17 protein-coding genes are annotated in these 17,024 nt (G+C 74.0%); 7 read left to right on the forward strand and 10 right to left on the reverse strand.

What is annotated here, in order from left to right:
* Positions 1-112: 112 nt before the first annotated feature.
* The 4 genes from MQV74_RS13820 to MQV74_RS13835 all read left to right on the forward strand — a co-directional run bounded on the left by MQV74_RS13820 (position 113) and on the right by MQV74_RS13835 (position 4,033).
* Entirely contained in the window at positions 113-787 is a 675-nt protein-coding gene (locus tag MQV74_RS13820) for a class I SAM-dependent methyltransferase (RefSeq protein ID WP_242717476.1), read from the forward strand.
* 10 nt (positions 788-797) lie between these two features.
* Positions 798-1,820, forward strand: coding sequence for an N-acetylmuramoyl-L-alanine amidase (locus MQV74_RS13825; RefSeq protein ID WP_242717483.1), 1,023 nt, complete (start codon positions 798-800; stop codon positions 1,818-1,820).
* Between the two features lie 222 nt (positions 1,821-2,042).
* Positions 2,043-2,906, forward strand: a complete 864-nt coding sequence (locus MQV74_RS13830) for a hypothetical protein (RefSeq protein WP_242717485.1) — start codon at positions 2,043-2,045, stop codon at positions 2,904-2,906.
* Between the two features lie 116 nt (positions 2,907-3,022).
* Positions 3,023-4,033 carry an LLM class F420-dependent oxidoreductase gene (locus MQV74_RS13835; RefSeq protein WP_242717487.1) on the forward strand — a complete coding sequence of 337 codons (1,011 nt, stop codon included), beginning with the start codon at positions 3,023-3,025 and terminating at the stop codon, positions 4,031-4,033.
* Between the two features lie 10 nt (positions 4,034-4,043).
* Here the strand turns inward: MQV74_RS13835 and MQV74_RS13840 are convergent, their stop codons facing one another.
* From MQV74_RS13840 to MQV74_RS13855, 4 genes are all read right to left on the reverse strand, one after another.
* A complete protein-coding gene (locus tag MQV74_RS13840) occupies positions 4,044-4,781 on the reverse strand; it encodes a hypothetical protein (protein WP_242717489.1) in 738 nt (245 codons plus the stop codon).
* Between the two features lie 31 nt (positions 4,782-4,812).
* A complete protein-coding gene (locus tag MQV74_RS13845; protein WP_242717491.1) occupies positions 4,813-6,369 on the reverse strand; it encodes a substrate-binding domain-containing protein in 1,557 nt (518 codons plus the stop codon).
* The gene (locus MQV74_RS13850) at positions 6,366-7,616 is read right to left on the reverse strand and encodes a hypothetical protein (protein WP_242717493.1); all 1,251 of its coding nucleotides are present in this window, start codon (positions 7,614-7,616) and stop codon (positions 6,366-6,368) included. The genes MQV74_RS13845 and MQV74_RS13850 overlap by 4 nt, the downstream gene beginning before the upstream one ends.
* A 222-nt stretch (positions 7,617-7,838) precedes the next feature.
* Entirely contained in the window at positions 7,839-8,390 is a 552-nt protein-coding gene (locus MQV74_RS13855; RefSeq protein ID WP_242717495.1) for a hypothetical protein, read from the reverse strand.
* Between the two features lie 227 nt (positions 8,391-8,617).
* On the opposite strand from MQV74_RS13855, the gene MQV74_RS13860 reads away from it, so the two are divergent.
* Positions 8,618-8,920: a hypothetical protein gene (locus MQV74_RS13860; RefSeq protein ID WP_242717497.1), complete on the forward strand. Its 303-nt coding sequence runs from the start codon at positions 8,618-8,620 to the stop codon at positions 8,918-8,920.
* Positions 8,921-8,943: 23 nt separating this feature from the next.
* Here MQV74_RS13860 and MQV74_RS13865 read toward each other — a convergent pair whose 3' ends face one another.
* The 3 genes from MQV74_RS13865 to MQV74_RS13875 are packed head-to-tail and all read right to left on the reverse strand — an operon-like array spanning position 8,944 to position 12,178.
* Positions 8,944-10,014: a prenyltransferase gene (locus tag MQV74_RS13865; protein WP_242717499.1), complete on the reverse strand. Its 1,071-nt coding sequence runs from the start codon at positions 10,012-10,014 to the stop codon at positions 8,944-8,946.
* Positions 10,011-10,775, reverse strand: a complete 765-nt coding sequence (locus MQV74_RS13870; protein ID WP_242717501.1) for a class I SAM-dependent methyltransferase — start codon at positions 10,773-10,775, stop codon at positions 10,011-10,013. The genes MQV74_RS13865 and MQV74_RS13870 overlap by 4 nt, the downstream gene beginning before the upstream one ends.
* Positions 10,769-12,178, reverse strand: a complete 1,410-nt coding sequence (locus tag MQV74_RS13875) for a glycosyltransferase family 4 protein (RefSeq protein ID WP_242717503.1) — start codon at positions 12,176-12,178, stop codon at positions 10,769-10,771. The genes MQV74_RS13870 and MQV74_RS13875 overlap by 7 nt, the downstream gene beginning before the upstream one ends.
* 328 nt (positions 12,179-12,506) lie before the next feature.
* Between MQV74_RS13875 and MQV74_RS13880 the strand changes: the two genes are divergently transcribed.
* Positions 12,507-13,136 carry a TetR family transcriptional regulator gene (locus MQV74_RS13880; protein ID WP_242717511.1) on the forward strand — a complete coding sequence of 210 codons (630 nt, stop codon included), beginning with the start codon at positions 12,507-12,509 and terminating at the stop codon, positions 13,134-13,136.
* A 45-nt stretch (positions 13,137-13,181) separates the two neighbouring features.
* Here the strand turns inward: MQV74_RS13880 and MQV74_RS13885 are convergent, their stop codons facing one another.
* Both MQV74_RS13885 and MQV74_RS13890 read right to left on the reverse strand, forming a co-directional pair.
* Positions 13,182-13,415: a ferredoxin gene (locus MQV74_RS13885; protein ID WP_242717513.1), complete on the reverse strand. Its 234-nt coding sequence runs from the start codon at positions 13,413-13,415 to the stop codon at positions 13,182-13,184.
* Positions 13,415-14,887 carry an aldehyde dehydrogenase gene (locus MQV74_RS13890; RefSeq protein ID WP_242717515.1) on the reverse strand — a complete coding sequence of 491 codons (1,473 nt, stop codon included), beginning with the start codon at positions 14,885-14,887 and terminating at the stop codon, positions 13,415-13,417. The genes MQV74_RS13885 and MQV74_RS13890 overlap by 1 nt, the downstream gene beginning before the upstream one ends.
* Before the next feature lie 119 nt (positions 14,888-15,006).
* Here MQV74_RS13890 and MQV74_RS13895 point away from each other — a divergent pair, with 119 nt between their 5' ends.
* Complete coding sequence (locus MQV74_RS13895; protein ID WP_242717517.1) at positions 15,007-16,059, forward strand: MBL fold metallo-hydrolase; 1,053 nt, start codon at positions 15,007-15,009, stop codon at positions 16,057-16,059.
* Between the two features lie 25 nt (positions 16,060-16,084).
* Here the strand turns inward: MQV74_RS13895 and MQV74_RS13900 are convergent, their stop codons facing one another.
* The gene (locus MQV74_RS13900; RefSeq protein WP_242717519.1) at positions 16,085-16,906 is read right to left on the reverse strand and encodes an SDR family oxidoreductase; all 822 of its coding nucleotides are present in this window, start codon (positions 16,904-16,906) and stop codon (positions 16,085-16,087) included.
* Positions 16,907-17,024: the final 118 nt, after the last annotated feature.

Here is a 17,024-nt window from a genome sequence, read left to right on the forward strand (position 1 = left end):
CGCGGCCCCGGGCCACACCCCCGTCACCCCGGTGCCGGGGGTGTGGTGCACCATGGGCGCCCGTACGTACGCGGGTGGATCCCGCGCAGGTCGAGCCCCGGAAGGAACGACGATGGCTGCCACTCAGGCTCAGGCCCCTGCACCGGAGGTCCTCGGCGCCTTCGAGGCGGCCAAGGGCTTCATGCCCGTCCACGAAGGGCTCGCCCTGTACGCGGCCGCGCGCGAGGCGACGGCCCTCGGGCTCCCCCTGCTCGAAGTCGGCACGTACTGCGGGCGCTCCACGATCCTGCTCGCGGACGCGGCCCGCGCGGCCGGTGTGAGTGTGATCACGGTCGACCACCACCGGGGCAGCGAGGAGCAGCAGCCCGGCTGGGACTACCACGACCCGCAGACCGTGGACCCGGAGGTGGGCCGGATGGACACGCTGCCCGCCTTCCGGCGCACGCTGCACAAGGCGGGCCTGGAGGACCACGTGATCGCGGTCGTCGGCCGCTCCCCGCAGGTGGCACGGCTCTGGCAGGCCCCGCTCGGCCTGGTCTTCATCGACGGCGGGCACACCGACGAGCACGCGAACGCGGACTACGAGGGGTGGGCGCCGCACGTGGCACCGGGTGGTCTCCTCGTCATCCACGACGTGTTCCCCGACCCGGTGGACGAGTGGACGGGGCAGGCCCCGTACCGCGTCTACCTCAGGGCACTTGAGTCCGGGACGTTCACTGAGGCCTCCGTCACCGACTCCCTCCGCGTCCTGCGCCGAACCGGCGCGGGCGACTCCGGCCGCGGATAGGCTCCCTGTCGTGTCGTACGTAGGTCCGGACAGTCAGCCACCGCGCCCGCCCCGCCGCTTCGGCGGCGGCCGCACGCTCGCGGTCACCCTCGCCGTGCTCGCCCCCGCCACGCTCGCGGGCTACCTCATCCACGACGCGACGAGCGGATCGGAGGGCGCCGAGCCGCCGAGAGCGCTGCCGTCGACCAGCCGCTCGGACCAGAACGCGCCCTCGAAGCCGACCGCGGACGACCCCTCGAAGTCCCCCGCCCCGGGCAGACCGGAGAAGCCGAAGGGCGAGCCGGCGGGCAAGGGCGGCGGCAAGGCGGACGACAAGCCGTCGGGGAAGGCCCCGTCGGGGGGCCGCCCCGCGCCCTCGGGCCCCCTCAAGGGCAAGGTCGTGGTGATCGACCCGGGCCACAACCCGGGCAACTTCCGGCACACCGCGGAGATCAACCGCCCGGTGAACATCGGCACCAACTCCAAGGAGTGCGACACCACCGGCACCTCCACCAACCGGGGTTACACCGAAGCCCGGTTCACCCTCGACGTCGCCCACCGGCTGCGGGACCTGCTGCACCGGCAGGGCGCCACGGTCCGCCTCACCCAGGACGGCGACCGGGCGTGGGGCCCGTGCGTCGACGAGCGCGCCCGCATCGGCAACGCGACCCGCGCCGACGCGGTCGTCTCCCTGCACGCCGACGGCTCGGCCGTCGGCAACCGCGGCTTCCACGTGATCCTGCCCGCGAAGGTCCGCGGCGGCGCCGCCGACACCACCGCCATCGTCGGCCCCTCCCGCGACCTCGGCGAACGCATCGCGGGCCAGTTCCTCTCCGCCACCAGGAGCGCCCCCTCCAACTACGTCGGCGACGGCACCGGCCTCGACGTCCGCCGCGACCTCGGCGGCCTCAACCTCTCCAAGGTCCCCAAGGTGTTCATCGAATGCGGCAACATGCGCGACCCGAAGGACGAGGCCCTGCTCACGAACTCCGGCTGGCGCCAGAAGGCCGCGAACGGCATTTCCGCCGGAATCGCGAGCTTCCTCACCGGCTGAGCGCGGGCGGTATTGAGGAGTCCGTCGCCGCCTCGTCACGGGACGGCAACCGGGAGATCTTCGCTGAGTGACGATCTTTATCTCAAGCAGACACCCCGGCCGGGCGGAGGATAAGGTCCTCCGTACGATGAGGGGCCACCCCCGCCGCTTCACGCCCGCGAGCATCCGCGACCAGGCGACAGCGACGCCTCTACCGACGAGACGACTGACGAAGGACCTGAAGTGAATTTCCGCTCCCTCACTCGAGGCGACGGCGTGGTGATCGGAGCAGCGGTGTTGCTCTTCATCGCCTCGTTCCTCGACACCTTTGACGGTGACGATGCCCCCACTGCCTGGGACAACGGCAACCTGCTGATGAGCGTCTACCTCGCCGGGATCATCGGCGCCGGGCTCATCGTCGTGGGCCGCGCCACGGGCTCGCAGCGCAAGGTCGCCGGTCTGGACCTCGGAACCTTCGGCATCGGCCTCACCTTCGCCGCCGCCTGGAGCTCGCTCGGCGCGATCTTCGACACCGGCCAGTCCTACGACAAGGTCTTCGAGGTCCTCAACGCCAGGTTCGGCGGCAGCGGCGGTGGCGCCGAGTCCCCCGACGCCGGTGTCGGCCTCATCCTCGGCCTGATCGGCGCTCTCGTCCTCGTCGCCGCCGCCGTCGCCACGAACATCGTCCCCGCCCTCAAGGCCCCCCTCATGGGCGCCCCGGGGCCGGTCGCCCCGCAGCCCTACGGCGGGCAGCCGCAGGGTGGCTACGGCTACCCGGGGGCCCAGTCGCAGCCGTACGGCGCGCAGCCGGGGCAGCCGCAGCAGCCGTCGTTCGGCGGGCAGCCGCAGCCGCAGGGTGGCGGCGCCACTCCGCCGCCGGCCGCCGCGCAGGCGCAGCCCGCGTCGGCGGACTTCTCGCCGTTCTGGTTCGCCGTGCCGGTGCCGCGTCCGCTGTACCCGGAGGACGGCTCGCCGACCCCGATCGCCGAACTGGCGCCGGGCACCTGGTACCTGGCCGTCGAGCAGCGCGGCCAGAGCCTGGTGGCGCAGACGCAGGACGGGCGTCGCGGTGTGCTTCAGGACACCACCGGGATCCAGCGCGGCTGACCCGGCCTTCCGCAACGCTTCAGCGGCCCCTCGCCCTTCCGGGCGGGGGGCCGCTGGCGTACAGTCCCGGCGGGACAGGAAATTGACGTACCGTCAGCTGGCAGGCGGGAGGGACCATGCGGCTCGGGCTCGCGCTCGGGTACTGGGGGCGCGGCCCCGAACCCGGGCAGCTCGCGCTCGTCCAGGAGGCCGAGCGGCTCGGGTACGACTCGGTGTGGACCGCCGAGGCCTGGGGCTCGGACGCGTTCACGCCGCTGACCTGGATCGCGGCGCACACCTCACGGATCAGGCTCGGCACGGCGGTGGCGCAGATGGCCGCCCGCTCCCCCACCGCCACGGCCATGCACGCCCTCACCCTCGACCACCTCTCCGGCGGCCGCGTGCTCCTCGGGCTCGGGCTCTCGGGGCCGCAGGTGGTGGAGGGCTGGTACGGCAGGCCGTTCCCCGCCTCCCCGCTGACCGCGACGCGGGAGTACGTGGACGTCGTACGCCAGGTGCTGCGGCGCGCGGCCCCCGTGACGCTCGACGGGCGGTTCCACCCGCTGCCCTACCCGGGGGACGACGGGTCCGGGCTCGGCAGGCCGCTGAAGTCCATCACCCACCCCCTGCGCGGCGACCTGCCGCTGCTGCTCGGCGCCGAGGGGCCGAAGAACGTCGCCCAGACGACCCGGATCGCGGACGGCTGGCTCCCCCTGTACTGGTCGCCGACGCGCCCGGACGTGTACGAGGCCTCGCTCACCGGCCTGCGGGACGACTTCATGGTGGCCCCGCTCGTCCGCGCGACCGTGTGCGCCGACGTACAGGAGGGCCTCCTGCCGGTGAAGGCCATGCTCGGCTTCTACATCGGCGGCATGGGGCACGCGAAGAGGAACTTCCACGCCGACCTGATGGCCCGGATGGGCTTCGCCGACGAGGCGCGGCGGGTGCGGGAGCTGTTCCTGGCCGGGCGTCGGGAGGAGGCCGTGCTCGCCGTGCCGGACGCCTTTGCCGACGAGATCTCCCTGGTCGGCCCGCGCGAGCGGATCGCCGAACGCCTGGAACTCTGGCGCGAGGGACCCGTCACCGACCTCCTGGTCCTCGCCCGGGAGCCGCACACCTTGCGCGTCCTCGCCGAGCTCTGCGGCTAGCCGTCGCGGCTCAGCGGAAGATGGCCACCGGGTCCAGGGTCAGTTCGCCCGCGTCGCGGTTCCAGGTGCGGACCTTGCCCAGGCAGCGGGCCTGGAACTCGCCGCTGAAGTAGTCCTCCTCGTGGAACTCCTCGCGGATGCCGTCCTCGGCGCAGGTGATCCTGACGTGGGCGGCCGGGCGGCCCTCGCCGTAGCGGGCGCGCAGGACGACGTCGCCGCCGGGCAGGCCGCGCGCGGTGAAGCGCCCGGTGACCGAGACGAACTCGGACATCACCGCGCTGAGCGCGACGCGGTCGTCGTCACTGTCGCGCAGGCTGTCGGCGAGGGCCCGGTTGGGGACGAGCAGCCCCGTGGTGAGGTCGGCGTGGACGACGGCGTCCTCCCTGCGCATGGTGTCCATGAGCAGCCCTATCACCGTGATGGGGGTGTTCTGCTGGACGTACGAGGTGAACCGCTCCTTGGTGACGTCCCGCCCGGCGGTGCCGCCGGAGCCGCGGAACCTCGTCCACAGGCTGAAGCCCGCCGTCACGTTCGTGCGGTCGGCCACCTCCTGTTCCAGGGCGGCCGAGAAACCGCCCGTCTGGTAGAGGTCCATCACCCGCTGCTCGTGCAGGTAGAAGCACATGCCGTGGAAGGTCCTGCGGCCGCGCGCGGCCCGCCGCGGGCCGCGCCGGAGCCAGCCGAGGCGCACCAGGGCGTGGCGCACGAGCACGCCCACGCACACCGCTGTCAGGAGCCATACGGTCATCCACGGCCACCACAGGTCCCACCACGCACTGTCAACGACACCCACGGATCTCCTTGAACGCCTGGGAGAGGGAGGAGGATCCGGCGTCCACGACACGGCCGCCGGTCGCCCCGGCGGCGCGCCGCAGCGCCTTCGCGTCGGCCTCTCCTAAGTGGACGGGAAAGGTGGGCACCGCCCGCACGGCGGCGCCCCGTTGCGCGTAGCGGCGGGCGAACTGGCCGTACGACAGGCCCGAGTTGCTCTCGCCGTCGGTCATCAGGACGATCGAGACACGGCGGCCCGGCTCGGCGCCGACGGTGGCCCCGGCCCGGTCGTAGCCCCGGTCGAGGGCCGACCACACGGCCGTCGCGTCGCCGAAGCCGCCGCCCGCGACGAAGGAGTTCAGGGCGCGCAGATCGCCGTCGCCGCGCACCGTCACCGTACGTTCCTCCAGGACGCGGCCCGCGAACCGCACCACGGTCAGCCGCTCGCCCCGGTAGAAGCGGGCGAACTTGCCCGCCGCCGTGGGGTCCGCGCCGCTCAGCCCGGCGAAGGCCGCGCGCAGGTCCGCCATCCGCGCGCCGCGCATCGACGTGGAGAAGTCGAGCAGGAACACCACGTGGTCGCCGGTGCGGCGGGCCGGGTCGCCGTAGTCGTCCATCAGGCGCTGGATGACGGAGAGCTGGTCGGGGTAGGAGAGCGCGTTGCCGATGGCGGACCGCAGCTGCGGCGGCCGGGGCACGTCCGCGCCGACGGGCCGCCGCCAGGTGCGCTCCACCAGCTTCTTCTGTACGTCGTCGCGCCGCAGCCAGTCGACGACCTTGCGGTACGCCTTGTGCTGCTTGGCGTCGAGCAGCACCAGCGGGAAGTCGGACAGGACCATGCCGTCCGCCGGGTGCACGATCTCCAGGGGGCGGCGCAGGGTCCCCGCCGCGTTCAGGGAGAGGAGTTCCGCCTCGTGCGCGACGAGGGCGTTGGCCCGGCCGGGACGGCGCACGTAGGCGTCGACCAGGGCGCGGGAGCTGGCGGCGGTGAGCGTCTGCCCGGAGCGGAAGCCGCGCAGCCGGTCGCAGGACACGTCCCGCTCGCGCAGCACCCCGCCGGTGCCCGCGGCGGCCGTGGCCACGCCGACGAGCGCGGCGCGCCCGGTGTCGCTGCGCCGCGGGTCGGCCATGCCGAAGCGCACGGTCCCGTCGGCGGCGGCGTCCGCGATGTCGGCCCAGGTGATCCGGCCACCCCGGGCGGAGGCGCGGACGCGCTCCGCGGTGGCGCGGGTGAGGCCGACGACGACCGGGGAGCGCATGATCGCGGTGGACTCGGGCGGCGCGGCGGGCCGCCCGCGCTCCCGCAGCCGCAGCAGGTACGAGCGGTCGGAGGCGGGCCAGGCCAGGTCGTAGGAGCCGAGCGGCTCGGAGAGGTCGGCCGTGGCCTTGAAGTCGATGTCGAGTTCGACCCCCGTGTCGTCCTTCAGCTCGCCGAGGAACGGCTCCACGTCGGCGAGTTCGGGGCTCGCAAGCACCCGCAGGGTCGTGGTGTCCCCGCCTCGGCCGCAGGCGGTCAGGGTGGTGGCGAGCAGCGCCAGGCAGACGGCGAGGGCGCGCCGCCTCACGAGGGGCCGCCGTCGACGGGCGGGCAGGTGCCGACGTGGTTGATGATCCGCTCCAGGGCGTCCAGGTCGGGCGCGTCGGCCTTCGTCTGGTCGGGGTTGGGGGTGGGCACCTGCACGCCGTGCGCGCGCAGATAGGAGTTCAGCTGCTCGCTGGTGCTGTCCTCGCCGGAGAACCGCACCCGGAAGCCCAGCTCGATGGCCCGCTGGCGCAGCGCGGGGTCGGACTCCATCAGGGCGGTGAGCCGGTCGCCCTCCTCGTTGAGGGAGATGAGCTGCGGCTCGGTGAGGGCCTGCGGCGAGGGGTAGAGCAGCACGCGGCGGCTGTCGGCCCGCCGGTGCCGCTTCTGGAAGTCCACCTGGTGGGCGAGGAACTGGTGCTCGTAGATCAGCGACACCGGCGCGATGGACTCGCCCTCGTCGGAGAAGTAGCTGTCGGCCTGCTCGTCGGCGGCCATGCCCTGGAGGTTGATCAGCGGCTTGACCTTGGCGGCGACGTCGAGGACCGGGTCACCGCCGCGCGCGTCGCCGCGCTTGCGCTCGGTGCCCGGGGGCCGGTTCCCGTTCTTCACGAAGGCGAGGATGCTCAGATACGTACCGGCGGCGTTGGACTCGCAGACGCTGGAGGTGCGCACGAGGACGCGGCCGCTGTTGCTGTGCGCGGAGTGGGCGCGGTAGCCGATGCCGTTCCAGGTCTTGTCGCGCTCGATGAGCTTCAGGAACCCCGCCATGTCGAGGTCGTAGTACAGCGTGTCCCCGCCGCCGCGCGCCCGCTGCGGGCGGGCCACGCCCGCGGCCACCAGCGTCTGGGCGTACGCGCGGAACGTGCCGAGGGCCAGGGGCGTCACGAACGGGCGGGCGGTGCGCACCGAGCGCCGCTGGTCCCGCATGATCAGGCGGGCGGCGGGCTGGCCCGAGGGGAAGACGACGTCCATGCCCGCGAGCGACTGCGTGGCGATGCCGCGCGAGCCCAGGCGGTGGATGTCCACGCGGATGCCGTGCTTCAGGAGCAGGCGCTGGACCTCGGGGTCCTTGAAGTAGTCCGACTTCGACGCCATCTTGCCGTCGATCGTCGTGATGCGCTCGAAGGGGCGCAGGGCGTTGCCCGAGACGAGCAGGGCGAGGGTGCCCGCGAGGGCGAGGGGCATCGCGGCGACCACGTGCCGGGGGAAGCGGCGGCGCCGGGCCGCCGGGCGGCGGGTGGCCAGGCGGGGTTCTTCTCTGCTGGACGTGCTGGCTCTGTCGGGCACCGCGCTCTCCTGCCTCGGGCGGGGGCAGGAGCATGCGCCTCCCCCGCGAACGGGGCGCCGGGGACCGGCTAACTCCGCCTGAACCTAAGGTGAATGACGGTCCATCAGCTGCCGCAGCCCTCGCGGGACGCCCCGGACCCGCCCCTTCCCGCTTCCTGGGGGCTCCGCCCCCGGACCCCGAGGGCGAGGCCGCAGGCCGGTAGGGCCGGTGGCGCAGGGGCCTCAGCCCTTGGTCAGTTGGCCCGTGGAAGGCACCTGGTTCGTGACCTCCACGCCCGCGGAGCGGCCCGCCTCCTTGACGGAGTTGATCGTGTCGTCGAAGGACCCGACCACCGCCTCCGTGGACTCCCCCTTGCGGAGCTTGGACGGGAGGTCCTTGAGGGCCTCGACGCCCGCCGTCAGGGGGGCCACGGCCCGGGCGAGGGCGGCGTCGCCCTGGGCGTTGCGCAGGGCCGCCCTGAGCCGGTTGTAGCTGAAGGCCCCGGCGATCCCGGCCTTGACCAGGGCGAACCTCCGCCCGTCCGCGCCCGCCTTGAAGCGGCCGTCCCGGTACGGCTTCACGATCCACTGGTACGTCGCGCCGGCGGCGAGCCCCGCGTTGGTGACGAAGCGGGTCTTCGCGAACTTCTGCCGCTCGGCGGAGCTGGTGCCGGTGGGGCTCGCCGGGTCGCCGTCGTCACCGCCGCAGCCCGTGGCCCCGACGAGGAGGGCGCAGCACAGCAGGAGCGGGACGAGCGCGCGGCGTACCGCGGCGGCCGGTGCGGAGCGGAACACGGGTGACCTCCCGGAGGCGGGGACGGCTCCCCCGGCCAGCAGCCTCGCCCCGCCCGGGCGGCCCCGCAAGGCGGGCGGGGCCGTTGGAGGCTCCCGGACACCCTGGCTCCCGGACACCCCGACTCCTGGACACCCTGGCTCCTGGGCTCCCTGGCTCCTGGGCTCCCTGGCTCCTGGGCTCCCGGCCCTCCGGGTTTCAACGGCGTGGAAGCCGGTACCCGCCCCTCATGTCCCCCCGATTCACCAAGAGCACCCGAGGCGGCGCCGACGCCGCGAAGGTCATCGTCGTCATCGCGGACGTCGCGGCGGTCATCATCGTCCTGTGGATCCTGATGGACCTGCTGAAGGCCAACCGGGGCAACGACCTGGTGCAGGTCGTGCGCGACGTCGCCCAGTGGCTCGCGAGCTGGTCGCACGACCTGTTCACCTTCGACGAGCGCTGGGCGCGGGTCGTGGCGGGCTACGGCCTGGCCGCCGTCGTGTACCTCGTGGTCGGCCACCTGGTGGCGGGGCAGCTGCGCCGCCACTGAGCGCGGGCCCCGCCGGACAGGCCCTAGCAGCAGTCCGGGTCGAGCCCCGCGGGCAGGTCCGCGCCCGAGAAGACCCGGCAGGTCGCCTCGTCGCCGCCGAGCGCCGCCACCGCGAGCAGCAGGGAGCCCGCCGTCCAGGTGGTCTGCTCGACGGGCCAGACGGCCGCGTCGTCGTAGACGTAGCCCGTCCAGTACAGGCCGGTCTCGTCGTCGCGCAGGTGCTGGATGGACTTCAGGACGTCCACGGCGCGGTCGGACTCGCCGAGCGCCCACAGGGCGAGGGCGAGCTCGGCGCTCTCGCCGCCGGTGACCCAGGGGTTGGGCACCACGCAGCGCACGCCGAGGCCGGGCACGACGAAGCGGTCCCAGCCCTCCTCGATGCGGGCCTTGGCCTCGGCCCCGGTGAGCGCGCCGCCGAGGACGGGGTAGTACCAGTCCATCGAGTAGCGGTCCTTGTCGAGGAACCGCTCGGGGTGCCGGCGGATCGCGTGGGCCAGGGCGCCCGCCGCCAGCTCCCAGTCCGGCTGGAGGTCCTCGCGCGTCTCGGCGATGGCGAGGGCGCAGCGCAGCGCCTGGTGGACGGAGGAGGAGCCGGTCAGGAGCGCGTCGGCGACCGGGGTTCCGTCCGGCTCCCGCTTCCAGCCGATCTGGCCGCCCGGCTGCTGGAGCGCGAGCACGAACTCGACGGCGGCCACGACCACCGGCCACATCCGGTCGAGGAACGCCTCGTCGCCGGTGGTCAGGTAGTGGTGCCAGACGCCGACGGCCACGTACGCGCAGAAGTTGGTCTCGCGGCCCCGGTCCGTGACGGCGTCCGGGTCGCCGTCGGCGTACGCCGCGTACCAGGAGCCGTCCGCGTTCTGGTGCCGGGCGAGCCAGTCGTAGGCGCGGGCGGCGGCCGCGTGCTCGCCCGCCGCGTCCAGGGCCATGGCCGCCTCGGTGTGGTCCCACGGGTCCAGGTGGTGGCCGCGGAACCAGGGTATGGCGCCGTCGGGGCGCTGCGCGGCGAGGATGCCGCGGACCGTGTCCGCTGCCTGATGTGCCGTCAGAACGCCGGGCAGGGCCAGGTGTTCGGTGCGCTCGGGACTCGTCACGCCCCGGCCTTCGCGTCAGCGGGGTCGGGGGTGGCGGCGGCGCGCGGCAGGTGCGGCTTGGTCGCGTACGCCACGAAGCTCTTGCCGATCAGCGGGTTCAGGGCCTGCTCGGCGAGCTTCGTCGCCAGCGGCTTCTTCATGATGTCCCAGACCAGGAGCTTGTGGTACGCGCGGACGGGCAGCGCCTTGTCGTTGTCCACGCCGAACGCGCACTTGAGCCACCAGTACGGGGAGTGCAGCGCGTGCGCGTGGTGGGTGCCGTAGGGCTTGAGGCCCGACTCCCGCATCCTGGCGAGGAGTTCGTCGGCGCGGTAGATGCGGATGTGGCCGCCCTCGACCTCGTGGTACGCGTCGCTGAGGGTCCAGCAGACCTTCTCCGGGCCGTAGCGCGGGACCGTCACGGCTATGCGGCCGCCGGGCTTCAGGACCCGGACCATCTCCGCGAGGACGCCCTTGTCGTCGGGGATGTGCTCCATCACCTCGGAGATGATCACGACGTCGAACGACTCGTCGGGGAAGGGCAGGTTGAGCGCGTCGCCCTCCATCGCGGTCGCGGTGGCGCCCGCCGGGGCCTCGCCCGCCTCCTTCATGGCCGCGAACCACTTCGCGACCTCGCGGATCTCCTCGCCGTTCTGGTCGAGCGCCACCACCTGGGCGCCGCGCCGGTAGCACTCGAAGGCGTGCCGTCCGGCCCCGCAGCCGAGGTCGAGGACGCGGTCCCCCGGCGCGAGGGGGAAGCGGGTGAAGTCGACGGTCAGCACGGGGTCCTGCTTTCGTGGTGGGGGCCAGCAACTTCGGTGAGGGCGGCCGCGGGAGCCGCGCCGCGCGGGGCCGCGGGGCGGACCGGGGCCGGGCCCGCGGAGCCGGCCATGGCCGCGCGGTAGCGCTCCACCGTGCCCTGCGCGGCCCGCGCCCAGGTGAAGCGTTCGAGGACGCGGGCGCGCCCGGCCGCGCCGAGCCGGGCCCGCAGCTCCGGGTCGCCGAGGAGCCGTCCGAGGCCCGCGGCCAGCGCCCCCGAGTCGCCGGGCGGCACGGCGAGGCAGGTGCGGCCGTCGGGCCCCGCGACCTCCGGGATGGCCCCGCCGGTCGTGGCGAGCAGCGGCGTCCCCGTGGCCATCGCCTCGGCCGCGGGCAGCGAGAAGCCCTCGTACAGGGAGGGCACGCACGCGACCTGGGCCGAGCGCACCAGGTCGACGAGTTCCGCGTCCGTGATGCCCTTGACGAACTCGACGGCCCCTTCGAGGCCGTACCGCTCGATGGCGGCGGCGACCGGGCCGTCCTCGGCGCGCTTGCCGACGACGACGAGGTGCGCGTCGGGGTGTTCCGTACGGGTCTTCGCGAGCGCCTCGACCAGGTGGATCAGGCCCTTGAGCGGCACGTCCGCGCTGGACGTCGTCACGATCCGGCCCGGCACCTGGGGCACGGCCGGGTCGGGCGAGAAGAGGTCGGTGTCGGCACCGATGTGGACGACGTCGATCCGGTCCGGGCGGACGCCGAGGTGGTCGACGATCTCCTGGCGCGAGGTCCCGGAGACCGTGACGATCGAGGGCAGGCGGCGCGCGACGCGCTTCTGCATGCGCGTGAACGCGTACCAGCGCCGCACGGAGGCGCGGCGCTTCCAGTCGGCGGCCGCGTCCAGCTCCAGCTGCCGGTCGACGGTGATCGGGTGGTGGATGGTCGTCACCAGCGGGGCGCCGAGGTCGCCGAGCAGGCCGTAGCCGAGCGTCTGGTTGTCGTGGATGACGTCGAACGCGCCGCGCCGGGCGCGCAGTTGGCGCCGGGCCCGCAGGCTGAAGGTGACCGGCTCCGGGAAGCCGCCGGTCCACATCGTGGCCACTTCGAGGGCGTCGATCCAGTCGCGGTACTCGTCGCGCTTGGGGGTGCGGAAGGGGTCCGGCTGGCGGTAGAGGTCCAGGCTCGGCAGCTCGGTCAGGCTGAGCCCGGCGAGGTCCTCGCCCTCGTCGAGCACCGGGTAGGGCTGGGCGCCGATGACCTCGACGCGGTGGCCGAGCCGGGCGAGCTCACGCGAGAGGTGCCGTACGTACACGCCCTGGCCGCCGCAGAACGGGTTCCCCTTGTAGGTCAGGAGAGCGATGCGCAGGGCGCGGCCGCCGTCCGTCGCAGGGCCCGGCGGGGGGCCGGCCTCTCTGGCCTCAGCGGTCACTGTCGGCCCCCTTCTTCCTTCAGTTGTCCGCGAGACTACGCCGGGACGGTAATGTAGAACAAGTTTCAGAGTTGGTTCCCGTCGCGACCGCCCGTGATCGCCGGACGGGCTCGAATCTACCGGCAGGTAGCCACGCCGGAAGGCCCGGATCAGGTGATTCGCGCCACGGCGACCGCCCTGCTGTACGGTCGCTTCGCGGTCGCGGTCCCGGCGTCCCACGGACGGGACCACGGGGCGGAACTGTGGGATCTTTTGCGGACGAGTGGGCCGGGCTCGGGACCCCCGGGACCCCAGGGACGGCTGACGGGACTGACGGGGCGACGGGACGATGACAGCTGACGCGAAGACGGCCGGGGCGCGGGCGACGGTGTCACCCCCGCTCACCGAGCGCCAGGAGGCGCGCCGCCGCCGCATCCTGCACGCCAGTGCCCAACTGGCCAGCCGGGGCGGCTTCGACGCGGTCCAGATGCGCGAGGTCGCGGAGGCCGCCGGGGTCGCGCTCGGCACGCTCTACCGCTACTTCCCCTCGAAGGTGCACCTGCTCGTCGCGACGATGCAGGACCAGCTCCAGCACATGCACACCACGCTGCGCAAGCGGCCGCCCGCCGGACGGACGCCCGCCGAGCGGGTCGCGGAGACCCTGATGCGGGCCTTTCGCGCGCTGCAGCGCGAGCCGCACCTCGCGGACGCCATGGTGCGCGCCCTGACGTTCGCCGACCGCTCCGTGAGCCCCGAGGTGGACACGGTCTCGCGGCTCACGACGGCGATCGTCCTGGACGCCATGGGCCTGGACGGGCAGCCGACGGCGGCGCAGCTCTCCGCGGTGCGGGTGATCGAGCACACCTGGCACTCGGCGCTGATCACCTGGCTCTCCGGCCGGGCCTCCATCGCCCAGGTGAAGATCGACATCGAGATGGTGTGCCGGCTGATCGACCTGACCGCGCCGGACCCGGCGTAGCGCACGCCCCCGGGCAGCGCACGCCCGGCCCCCGGAAGCGCCCCGCTACTCCTCCGGCGGGAACACCACCTCGCCGCTGCCGAGCAGGCTGATCGTGATGGCCTCGACCGGGCAGCCCTCGGCGGCCCCCAGGAGCTGCTCGGACGCGTCCACCTCGGCCCGCCTGGGGTGCGACTGACGGGCGGAGTCCAGGGCGAAGCCGTCCGGCGCGAGGTTCACGCACATCCCGGAGCCGATGCACACCGACCGGTCGACCTCGACGTGCCAGCGGTCGCCCATCAGTCCCCGGCCCCCTCGGGCGTGTACCCGGCGGGCAGATGGATCATCTTGTGCTCGAAGTACTCGCCGTACCCCTCGGGCCCGAACTCCCGGCCGAGGCCGGAGTTCTTGTAACCGCCGAAGGGGCCCGCCATGTCCAGGCTGAAGGTGTTCACCGCGTACGTGCCGGTGCGCACCCGGCGGGCGACGTCCAGGCCGCGCTCGACGTCGGCGGTCCACACACTGCCGCTGAGGCCGTACTCGGAGTCGTTGGCGATCCGCACGGCCTCCTCCTCGTCGCCGTACTCGATGAGGCAGATGACGGGCCCGAAGATCTCCTCGCGGGCGACCCGCATGGAGTTGTCGACGCCGCCGAGCAACGTCGGCTCGACGTACCAGCCGCGGTCGAACCCGGCGGGGCGGCCGCCGCCCGCGAGGATCTTGGCGCCCTCCTCCTGACCGATGCGGATGTAGTCGAGCGAGCGCCGCTGCTGCCGCTCGGCGACCAGCGGCCCGAGCTCGGTCGCCGGGTCCATCGGGTCGCCGACCTTCAGCGCGGACGCGGCGGCGGCGAAGGCATCGGCGAACTCGCCCGCACGGGAGCGCGGCACGAGGATGCGGGTCTGGGCCACGCACGCCTGGCCGTTGATCATCCACGCGTAGGGCGCGATGCCCGCCACCGCGCTCGCCGCGTCGGCGTCGGGCAGGACGACGGCGGCCGACTTGCCGCCCAACTCCAGCGTCACGCGCGTGAGATGGCGGGAGCAGACCTCCATGACGCGCTTGCCCGCGGCCACGGACCCGGTGAAGGACACCTTGTCGACGCCGGGGTGTCCGACGAGGTACTCGCTGACCTCCCGGCCCGCGGAGACGATGGAGAGCACGCCCTCCGGCAGGCCCGCCTCGGCGACGATCTCGGCGAGGACGTACGCGTCGAGCGGGGTCTCCGGCGAGGTCTTGAGGATCACCGGGCACCCGGCGAGCAGCGCGGGCGCGAGCTTGGCCGCGGCGGTGAACTGCGGGACGTTCCACGGCACCACGGCCGCCACGACGCCCATGGGCTCGCGCCGCACCAGGATCCCGCCGAGCACGCCCGCGCGCGCCTCCTCGTAACGGAACTCCCGCGCCGTGGTGATCGCCGCGTCCCAGACCATCATCGCGGCCAGGGCCTGCACCAGGACGGAGGCGGTGATCGGGGTGCCGTTCTCGGAGCTGATGACCCGGGCGAGCTCCTCGTGCCGCGCGGCCAGGCCGTCCTTGATCCTCGTGACGACCTCGATCCGCTCGTCGAGGCCCATCCGCGGCCAGGGCCCTTCGTCGAAGGCCTGGCGGGCGAGGGCGACGGCCCGGTCGACGTCGGCCGTCGCGGCGTGCGGCACCCGCGCGAAGACCTCGCCGGTGTGCGGCGAGACGACCTCGATGACGTCCTTGCCGAGCGGCGGGGTCAACTCCCCGCCGATGAACAGCTGTCCGTGCTCCACGAGTTCCGTCATGGCCGACCGCCTCCTGCGGGACGCTTTCTGACGCTGTTTCAGAACTGATATCAGTTCTAGTTATAGTGGGCAACGGCCGTGCGGCCGACAGCTCCGGCGGCAGGGACGGGGGGCGGCGGATGACCCAGGTGACGGACCCAGGGGTGACCGGACACGGCGGCGGGGTGTGGAGCATCGCCGTGCCGATCCCGGACAACCCCCTCGGCCACACGCTGGTGTACGTGCTCGACACCGACCGGGGCCCCGTCCTCATCGACACCGGCTGGGACGACCCGGCGTCGTGGGACGTGCTCGTCGCGGGGCTCGCCGCCTGCGGCACCGAGGTCGCCGAGGTGCACGGGGTGCTGCTCACCCACCACCACCCGGACCACCACGGCCTGTCCGCGCGGGTGCGGGCCGCCTCCGGGGCGTGGCTCGCGATGCACGAGGCCGACGCGCACGTGGTGCGGCGCACCCGGGAGTATCCGATGCGGCGGTGGTTCGGGTATCTGGTGGACAAGCTGACCGCCGCGGGCGCGCCCGCCGGGCACGTGGCGCCGCTGGCCGCCGCCCGCGACGCGGGGCGCGTCCCCGGGCTCGCCGCCCGCCTTCCCGCCCTGCCCGACCGGCCGATCCCGCCCGGCGAGCTCCTCGACCTGCCCGGCCGCCGCCTGCGCGCGATCTGGACGCCGGGCCACACCCCGGGCCACGTGTGCCTGCACCTGGAGGAGGAGCACCCGGCTCGACTCCCCGGGCGCGGGCGCCTGTTCAGCGGCGACCACCTGCTCCCGGGCATCACCCCGCACATCGGCCTGTACGAGGACCCGGACGACCGGACGGTGACCGACCCCGTCGGGGACTACCTGGACTCCCTGGAGCGCATCGGGCGGCTCGGTGTCGCGGAGGTCCTGCCCGCGCACCAGCACGCCTTCGCCCACGCGCCCGCCCGCGTACGGGAGTTGCTCGCCCACCACGAGGCGCGGCTCGCGGACCTGCTCGCGCTGCTCGCCGAGGCACGCACCCCCTGGCAGCTCGCCGAGCGCATGGAGTGGAACAGGCCCTGGGCGGACATCCCCCCGGGGTCCCGCACCATCGCCGTCTCCGAGGCGGAGGCGCATGTGCGCAGGCTGGTGAAGCTGGGACGCGCGCAGGCGGTGCCGGGCAGCGACCCGGTGGCGTACGCGGCGGTGTGAGGCCCCGCGGCGCTCGCCCGCCCCGTCACCAGCTCAGCTCGCCCCGCAGCACCGCGTCCGCGCCGCCGTCGATGAAGACCACCTGGCCGGTGACGTGGGTGTTCTCCGGCGAGGTGAGGAAGTCGAGCAGCGGGGCGACCTGCTCCGGCTCGCCGTAGCCGTTCAGCGGCATGGGGACGGCGGCGTCCGCGATCGCGCGGATCTCCGGGTCCTCGATCATGGGGCGGCTCATGGGGGTGCGGATGATGCCGGGTCCGATCGCGTTCAGCGGGATGCCCGCGCCCGCCCACGCGTCGCTCACGGCGGCGCGCCGCACCCACCGCGCGAGGGCGTGCTTGGCGGAGGCGTACACCCGCTGCTCCTCGCCGCGCTCGATCGCGGCGCGCGCGGCGGCGACGGCCGCGGCCTCGTCGTCGGCGAGCACCGCCTCGACGATCGCCGGGTCGGCGGGGTGCAGGACGGCCACGGACGCCACGGCGACCGCGCGCGGATCGCGGCCCGCGGCGAGCAGCGGCCGCAGTCCGGTGAGCGTGGCGATGGCGCCGAAGGCGTTCACCCGCACGGTCACCGGGTCGTACGCGGCGATGCCCGCACAGGCGATCACGGCGTCGAGCCGCCCGCCGCCGAGGTCGGCCGCCGCCTCGGCGAGCAGCGCGCGGCCCTCCGCGGTGGAGAGGTCGGCGCCGATGTCGGTGTCCTTGAGGTCCGCGCCGATGACCCGGTGACCCCGCGCGCTCAGTCTGCGCGCGGTGGCCCTGCCGATGCCGGAGGCGGCCCCGGTGATCAGATAGGTGCGGGCGGCCTGGTCCGCGCTGCGGTCCTGCTGCCCACGGCTCGGGTCCGTCACGGTGGTGCTCCCCTCGACTGCCGCGCCTTGAGGCTCCCGCCACGCTACGCCCGCCGCACGGACCGCACCAGAGCGCGATCACGGGCCGCGCCCCCTTCGGCGCACCCTCGGCGTCCGC

It is taken from the genome of Streptomyces sp. AN091965 (assembly GCF_022698285.1).
Taxonomy (GTDB): Bacteria; Actinomycetota; Actinomycetes; order Streptomycetales; family Streptomycetaceae; genus Streptomyces.